A 6,072-nucleotide genomic window follows, 5' to 3' on the forward strand; every position below is an offset into this window, starting at 1 on the left:
GAAAAAGAATGGCAGCGGGTTAACAAAGATTATGACTCAACCAAATGAGCGAGAGAATTTCAGCCAAGCAGAAACAGTGATCCGACTACAAGAGGCGATCGAGCAGTTAAATTCGATCGTTTCCCAACTTAACACGGGAACGGGGACAGTGTTACCCCCAAAAGTTACTGTTGATAATCTTCTTAACTCAACGCAACAGTTAGCCGCTGCTTTAAAACCAGATGAATTCGCAGAAGTTGAGCAAAGTTTAACCCCAGATTCTCCCATCGAAGCAGCGGAGGGAATCGACGATATTTTACCTGATTTCGAGCAGGTGGAAGGGTGGTGGACGACGATTTTGAGCAAAATTCGCCGACTTTTACCGGGGGGAATTAGCGAAAAAATTCCCGATTGGTTAATTACCGGCTTGTTAACAGGAAGTTTAGTCACTATCCTATTAGTAGCTGTGGTCAGTTTACCGAAAAATCCGGCGGAAATTGCCGAAAATATGCCTGAAGTTGTCTCTAGTCCTTCCCCGGCAGCCGGGGAAATTATCGAAACTCCCCCAGAATTAATCGCACCAGAGGCACCGATTCCCGTCCCGATTACCAAAGCAAAACCGCGATTAACTCCCGAACAAAGTTTAGTCGCAGCCATTCAAGCGGAAATTACCGATTTAACTACTCGTTATCCCGCCGGGATTATTTCTAGCGTAGAAGCGGACTTTTTGGCTAGTCGTCTAGTAGTTATTTTGGGCGATAATTGGTATAGCCTCGAGGCATCACAACAGGATAAATTGGCTAATTCGGTTTTTCAACGTTGCCAAAGTCTCGATTTTCGCCGCTTGGAAATGAAGGATAACGAGGGAATTCTCCTCGCTAGAAGTCCCGTTGTCGGCGATCGAGTGGTGATTGTCAATCGCACTCAACCCACCGCTGCCATCTCCTCTGGTGAGTAGTTGTGAGCGCAGGGGAAGAGAGTTTTCGACCAAGACAGCCGCAAGAATTCTCGCCCACCAGGCCGCTTTTTTCTCTCCCTGGTTAGATATCTATCTGAATATACACAAAAATTAGTGATCCCTGACTTAACAGTGCTATAATTGGCTAGGTAAAATTTTGTAACGATTCTTAATCTTGAACCTACCCGATAGTCAATGCCTCCCCCCGTCCCAGGTGGACGCGGCCTTTTTGGTGCGAGAAAAATTGCTCCGATCCAACCCAACTCCCTTAAACCTTTCTAGGGTTCCCCTGACCGCCAAAATTTTGCCCTAACTACCAAGAATTAAGAGACTTCAGATTATACCATGAACTCTGTTATTCGTCAACAGCGAGCGCTGATCACCGGAGCCAGCAGCGGCATCGGCAAAGAAACCGCCCTCGCTTTCGCCAAGGCGGGAATTAATCTGGTTTTAATCGGTCGCGATCAGCAAAGATTGGCAACCGTGGCGGGAATGGCGGCAGATTTAGGCGTATCAGCCCAAGCTTACCCCTTAGATTTGGCAGATATCCCGGAAGTAGCTCCTAGTATCGCTAAAATCGCCCAAGAATCCGGACCGATCGATATCCTGATCAATAATGCTGGCATGGGTTACACAAATCCCTTAGCTGACACACCTTTGTCAGACTGGCAGCGGGTGATCGATCTCAATTTAACCAGTGTTTATCAGTGTGTGCAAGGAATTTTACCTGCCATGCGTCAACAGGGGGGAGGCACGATCGTTAACGTTTCCTCGATCGCCGCCGATAATTTCTTCCCTGATTGGGGGGCCTATAGTGTCAGCAAAGCGGGATTAGTGGCATTTTCTCGCATTTTAGCGATCGAGGAGCGGGCTAACGCCATTCGAATCACGATTATCATCCCCGGGGCTGTCAATACTCCCATCTGGGACAGCGATAGCGTCAAAGCAGATTTCGATCGCTCGGCCATGTTAACCCCGGATATCATCGCTCAGGCCATTCTGCAAGCGGTGTTACTGCCCAAACAGGCCGTAGTGGAAACGATGACCATTATGCCCAGTGCGGGGGCATTATAACCCGAAATACTTCTATTTATCAATCAATTCGCCTACAGGCCTCTTCATTATGACCATAGCTTCTTCTAACGGTTTAAACGGTAATTTAACCGACGCTATTCAAGCACGCGTGACCACTCGCCCCGATCGCAACACCCACAATGGCAAAACCGCTCAAATTCATCCAACTTCCGACGAAAACAAAGAACAGATGATGGATGCGGTCAGAAATATCCTGATCTCGGTGGGGGAAGATCCCGAAAGAGAAGGTTTATTAAAAACCCCCAAACGGGTGGCCGAAGCGATGCAGTTTCTCACCCAAGGCTATCAACAATCCCTAGAAACCCTCGTTAATGGTGCGATCTTCGATGAAGGTCATAATGAGATGGTATTAGTGCGCGATATTGACTTTTTTAGTCTCTGTGAACATCATATGTTACCCTTCATGGGGCGGGCCCACGTTGCCTATATTCCTAACCAAAAGGTGGTCGGATTAAGTAAATTGGCCCGCATTGTGGAAATGTATTCCCGTCGTTTACAGGTCCAAGAGCGCCTCACCCGTCAGATTGCCGAAGCGATTCAAGAAATTCTCGACCCCCAAGGGGTTGCCGTCGTCATGGAAGCAACTCATATGTGCATGGTAATGCGCGGGGTGCAGAAACCGGGATCCTGGACTGTCACCAGCGCCATGTTAGGAGTCTTCCAAGACGAGCAGAAAACCCGCGAGGAGTATCTTAACCTGATCCGTCATAAACCTAATTTCTTCTAGTCAGGCAAATGGGGAAATGGGGAAATGGGGGAATGGGGAAATGGGGAAATGGGGAAATGGGGAAATTTCAACTAAAACCCCAACACCCCAACACCCTAAAACCCTAAAACCCTAAAACCCAAAACCTTCTAACTCGACCGAATCTAAGACCTAATTGGTTAAGCTAAAAGCTTTGATGTGCTTAGTTTCTAACCTTCTTTTTAGGTAGGAGAATTGTCAGATTCTGTCTTTTGCCTCTTGCCTGTTGCCTCTTGCCTTGATCCCTGAATTTTTGCAGTCGCTCTAGCAAGAGGGCGACTTTTTTGAGGTCTTTATCACCAGGCGATCGCTCAACGCCGCTAGAGACATCAATACCCTGGGGGTGCAGCCGAGTTAAAGCTTCACTAATATTATCGGGGTTGAGTCCTCCGGCCAGAAACCAGGGCAAGGGGGGCGAAAAACTGGCTAAGGCTTGCCAGTCTAAGGTATGTCCCGTACCGCCGAGCAATTGGGGATGGTAGGCATCTAACAGTAAAGTATCGACGCTATTGAAGTAAATTGCCGACTTTTCCCAACTTTCTCTGTCTTTGATCCGCAAAGCTTTGATAATTTCCCGGTCGGGTAATAATTGCCGCAACCTTTGGCAATATTCGGGAGATTCTGTACCATGTAACTGCACACTTGTCAAGGGGGTTTTAACAATTATTTGCTGAATAATTTCCGGTTGCTCGTCGGCAAAAACCCCGATAAAATCAATTTTGTCGGGTACTGCGGCGGTAATAGCGTTAATTTGCTCGATTTTGACGTAACGAGGCGAACTAGGTACGAGGATAAAACCTAAAGCCGTAGCTCCGCAAGTAGCGATCGCTCGTCCTTGGTCCGGTTGGGTAATGCCGCAAATTTTAATTCGCATTTAATCTTATTCACAAAACGTTACAAAAACTGTTAAGTATTCAAACAAAAAGCAGTTTCGGGTCAAGAGCTTTTTATAATGCCCTGTGGTTAACAAAATCTTATCAAGACTGGAGCGCAAATGATCCCTTCCGCCTTACTTTTAGCCACTGCTCAAACCATTCCCTGGAATTTATCCGTCGGCATTACCATGACCTTAGCTAACCTAGTAGCGTTCGTTATCGGTTATTTTGCTATCCAAAATACCGGAGCAGGCCCTGCTTTACCCTTGCCGCAGTTAGCCTCGAAAAAAAGCTTCGGTCTGCCGGAATTATTGGCTACCATGAGTTTTGGCCATATTCTCGGTGCGGGACTGGTTCTCGGTCTTTCTAATGCGGGTATTCTCTAATCAGTAATCAGTGACCAGTAAACCTCAGAGAGAGGAGTAAGGAGCCAGTAGTCAGTAGTCAGGAGAACTAAGCATAAAGAGATTTTAGGCAACTTCATCCCTATTTTTCCCATTTTTGAACTCTCAAAAGTTAATTATGCCAGAAGTCTAGTAATCGTCCAGAGCGGGTGATTATTCTGGCTGCTGGCGAGAAAATTAAGAAAGCAGTTGCCCCAGTCGAAGTTGGAGACTTTGCTGACGAAGAAGAAGCAGTATTTGCTAAATTAACTCATGAAAGTTAGATAGCTGCGGAAAGAAGTATCGAAAATAATTGGTAAATGCGAACGTTGCCAATCGCTTAATTAATCGTCAATATTGCCTCTAAAGTTAATCTCATAAATAAAGATTTCGTCTGTCTCCTTGCCGATTTCAAAAATAACTCGCATTTTGCCAACACGAATTCTGGAGAATCCTTTCAACTCACCTTTGAGTTTTTTGATATCAAGTTCTTCAGGGGGATAAACGTTTTGAGTTTCAAGGCAGGTTTTGAGAATACTAATTTTAGTCAAAACAGATTTTCGGCTATTGGCATCTAGTTTCTCCAAAAATTTATTGGCTGATCTACTGATCCTGATCTTCACGATTAAACCAGTCTGTAATATCAACGAAGCCGTCGTCTTTGTAATCAACAGGATTAAAGTTTGCTTCTATGTCAGCTTGTTCTATATCATCAACATAGGGAATCAGCATCTCGAAGAATTTAAACCACTCTTCCCGCATAACTTCGCGGACGCTTTCCTTGATGATGGTTTTGAGCATTAGAGCATCTAAGGTGTTTGCCGGCTCCATATATTTTCCTCCAATCTACTTGAATTGTAGCAGCAGATCAAGAAAACGGGTTTCTTACAGCAGCTATCTTAAGGATTTTAATTTTCTCAAGCCACTATTCGAGGCAAGTCAAGAGATTGGGAGAAATTCAGGTAATCTAAGGATAGGCGGTTAAAGTGCATCTTAGCTTACCTGATAACGTTCTTAAAATCTATCTTCAGTAAAAGTTACTCATTTTAGCTATCTGGCTATATAAATAAGTAACTTCAAAAGGTTTTAGATAGGGTTTTGGTTTCTATATTTAACCCCGATCCTCACAAACAAAGTCCACTACTCGATCGATTTCCCGGGATGAGCGGATACGACGACTACCGCTGCCGAGTTCGCCACCACGACAATTGGCCCACCAACGCTCGCGACTGCCATTAACGATCGCATCAAATTCTCTAATTCTGCCACTATCATAATAACTGCGGCGATCAACGACAAAACGACCGATATTGGGGAGGCGAAATTCTTCGTAAGCATTACCTTCCCAACCGCCACCAGAATTACCGTGATGGTCGTCGGTGCGTACCTCAAACTCGCCCCGACAACCATTTCTGACCACAATATTGCCGTTTTGGAAATCCCAATTACCCTCACAGGGAGCAGCGGAGCGAGTGCGGGTTAATCTTACTTGAGCCCATCTAGCGTTCACGGGACAGCGAGTAGTGCGACCGCTTTGACTTTCACAATTAATTCTCATGGTTCTGGCCGCTGCTGGCTCGCTCCCTAGGGGACAAATTAGCAATAAACCGAGACTAGATAATAAAATTTGGCGAAACATTGTCTTTATCTCCCAGAAATTCTCTAGTTTATCTTACAGGGGTATCCAGAAAATGAGTAGTAGTTGCTTGAGGTGCCTTAATCAACAAAAAAGAAGGGTGATTTAACTTCACCCTTCCCCCTATTCGGTAAATTTTCTTGCCATCTTTAGAGAGCGTTACCGCGAGGTAATACTTCTTCAGGGAAGATAAAGTTTTCGTGGGGTTGGTCTTGGGGAGCCATCCAAGCTCTCAGACCTTCGTTAAGCAGAATATTTTTAGTGTAGAAGGTTTCAAATTCTGGGTCTTCCGCCGCTCTCAATTCCTGAGAAACGAAGTCATAGGCCCGGAGGTTAAGCGCTAATCCAACCACACCCACAGCACTCATCCATAAACCAGTCACGGGGACAAAGAGCATGAA

General features: G+C 45.5%; 8 protein-coding genes and 1 pseudogene. 4 read left to right on the forward strand and 5 right to left on the reverse strand.

Annotated elements, in window-relative coordinates; all coding sequences use genetic code 11:
- The first annotated feature begins 31 nt into the window (after positions 1-31).
- The 3 genes from EWV68_RS07095 to folE all read left to right on the forward strand — a co-directional run bounded on the left by EWV68_RS07095 (position 32) and on the right by folE (position 2,759).
- On the forward strand, positions 32-937 hold the full coding sequence (locus tag EWV68_RS07095; protein ID WP_061432931.1) for a hypothetical protein: 906 nt from the start codon (positions 32-34) through the stop codon (positions 935-937).
- Between the two features lie 345 nt (positions 938-1,282).
- On the forward strand, positions 1,283-2,011 hold the full coding sequence (locus EWV68_RS07100; RefSeq protein WP_061432930.1) for an SDR family oxidoreductase: 729 nt from the start codon (positions 1,283-1,285) through the stop codon (positions 2,009-2,011).
- 49 nt (positions 2,012-2,060) lie between these two features.
- Entirely contained in the window at positions 2,061-2,759 is a 699-nt protein-coding gene (folE, locus tag EWV68_RS07105) for a GTP cyclohydrolase I FolE (RefSeq protein WP_002738197.1), read from the forward strand.
- Positions 2,760-2,940: 181 nt separating this feature from the next.
- Here the strand turns inward: folE and EWV68_RS07110 are convergent, their stop codons facing one another.
- Positions 2,941-3,651 carry a phosphoribosylanthranilate isomerase gene (locus EWV68_RS07110; protein WP_287169325.1) on the reverse strand — a complete coding sequence of 237 codons (711 nt, stop codon included), beginning with the start codon at positions 3,649-3,651 and terminating at the stop codon, positions 2,941-2,943.
- A 120-nt stretch (positions 3,652-3,771) separates the two neighbouring features.
- Here EWV68_RS07110 and psaK point away from each other — a divergent pair, with 120 nt between their 5' ends.
- Complete coding sequence (psaK, locus tag EWV68_RS07115; RefSeq protein WP_002756861.1) at positions 3,772-4,038, forward strand: photosystem I reaction center subunit PsaK; 267 nt, start codon at positions 3,772-3,774, stop codon at positions 4,036-4,038.
- Between the two features lie 341 nt (positions 4,039-4,379).
- On the opposite strand, the gene EWV68_RS07120 is transcribed toward psaK, so the two are convergent.
- From EWV68_RS07120 to EWV68_RS07135, 4 genes and pseudogenes are all read right to left on the reverse strand, one after another.
- A complete protein-coding gene (locus EWV68_RS07120; protein ID WP_036396089.1) occupies positions 4,380-4,682 on the reverse strand; it encodes a type II toxin-antitoxin system RelE family toxin in 303 nt (100 codons plus the stop codon).
- Positions 4,639-4,866 carry a hypothetical protein gene (locus EWV68_RS07125; RefSeq protein ID WP_002773466.1) on the reverse strand — a complete coding sequence of 76 codons (228 nt, stop codon included), beginning with the start codon at positions 4,864-4,866 and terminating at the stop codon, positions 4,639-4,641. The genes EWV68_RS07120 and EWV68_RS07125 overlap by 44 nt, the downstream gene beginning before the upstream one ends.
- 280 nt (positions 4,867-5,146) lie before the next feature.
- Positions 5,147-5,674 carry a DUF3011 domain-containing protein gene (locus EWV68_RS07130; protein ID WP_061432925.1) on the reverse strand — a complete coding sequence of 176 codons (528 nt, stop codon included), beginning with the start codon at positions 5,672-5,674 and terminating at the stop codon, positions 5,147-5,149.
- A 146-nt stretch (positions 5,675-5,820) separates the two neighbouring features.
- A pseudogene (locus EWV68_RS07135) lies at positions 5,821-6,072 on the reverse strand (photosystem II D2 protein (photosystem q(a) protein)); the annotation flags it as partial.

Origin of the sequence: Microcystis sp. M_QC_C_20170808_M9Col, from assembly GCF_007095495.1 — a bacterium.
Lineage (GTDB): Bacteria > Cyanobacteriota > Cyanobacteriia > Cyanobacteriales > Microcystaceae > Microcystis > Microcystis aeruginosa.

Bases quoted from the DNA above. Each gene is read 5' to 3' on its own strand.
- psaK (WP_002756861.1), top strand. From the start codon at position 3,772: ATGATCCCTTCCGCCTTACTTTTAGCCACTGCTCAAACCATTCCCTGG.
- EWV68_RS07130 (WP_061432925.1), bottom strand. From the start codon at position 5,674: ATGTTTCGCCAAATTTTATTATCTAGTCTCGGTTTATTGCTAATTTGT.
- EWV68_RS07110 (WP_287169325.1), bottom strand. From the start codon at position 3,651: ATGCGAATTAAAATTTGCGGCATTACCCAACCGGACCAAGGACGAGCG.
- EWV68_RS07125 (WP_002773466.1), bottom strand. From the start codon at position 4,866: ATGGAGCCGGCAAACACCTTAGATGCTCTAATGCTCAAAACCATCATC.
- EWV68_RS07095 (WP_061432931.1), top strand. From the start codon at position 32: ATGACTCAACCAAATGAGCGAGAGAATTTCAGCCAAGCAGAAACAGTG.
- EWV68_RS07100 (WP_061432930.1), top strand. From the start codon at position 1,283: ATGAACTCTGTTATTCGTCAACAGCGAGCGCTGATCACCGGAGCCAGC.
- folE (WP_002738197.1), top strand. From the start codon at position 2,061: ATGACCATAGCTTCTTCTAACGGTTTAAACGGTAATTTAACCGACGCT.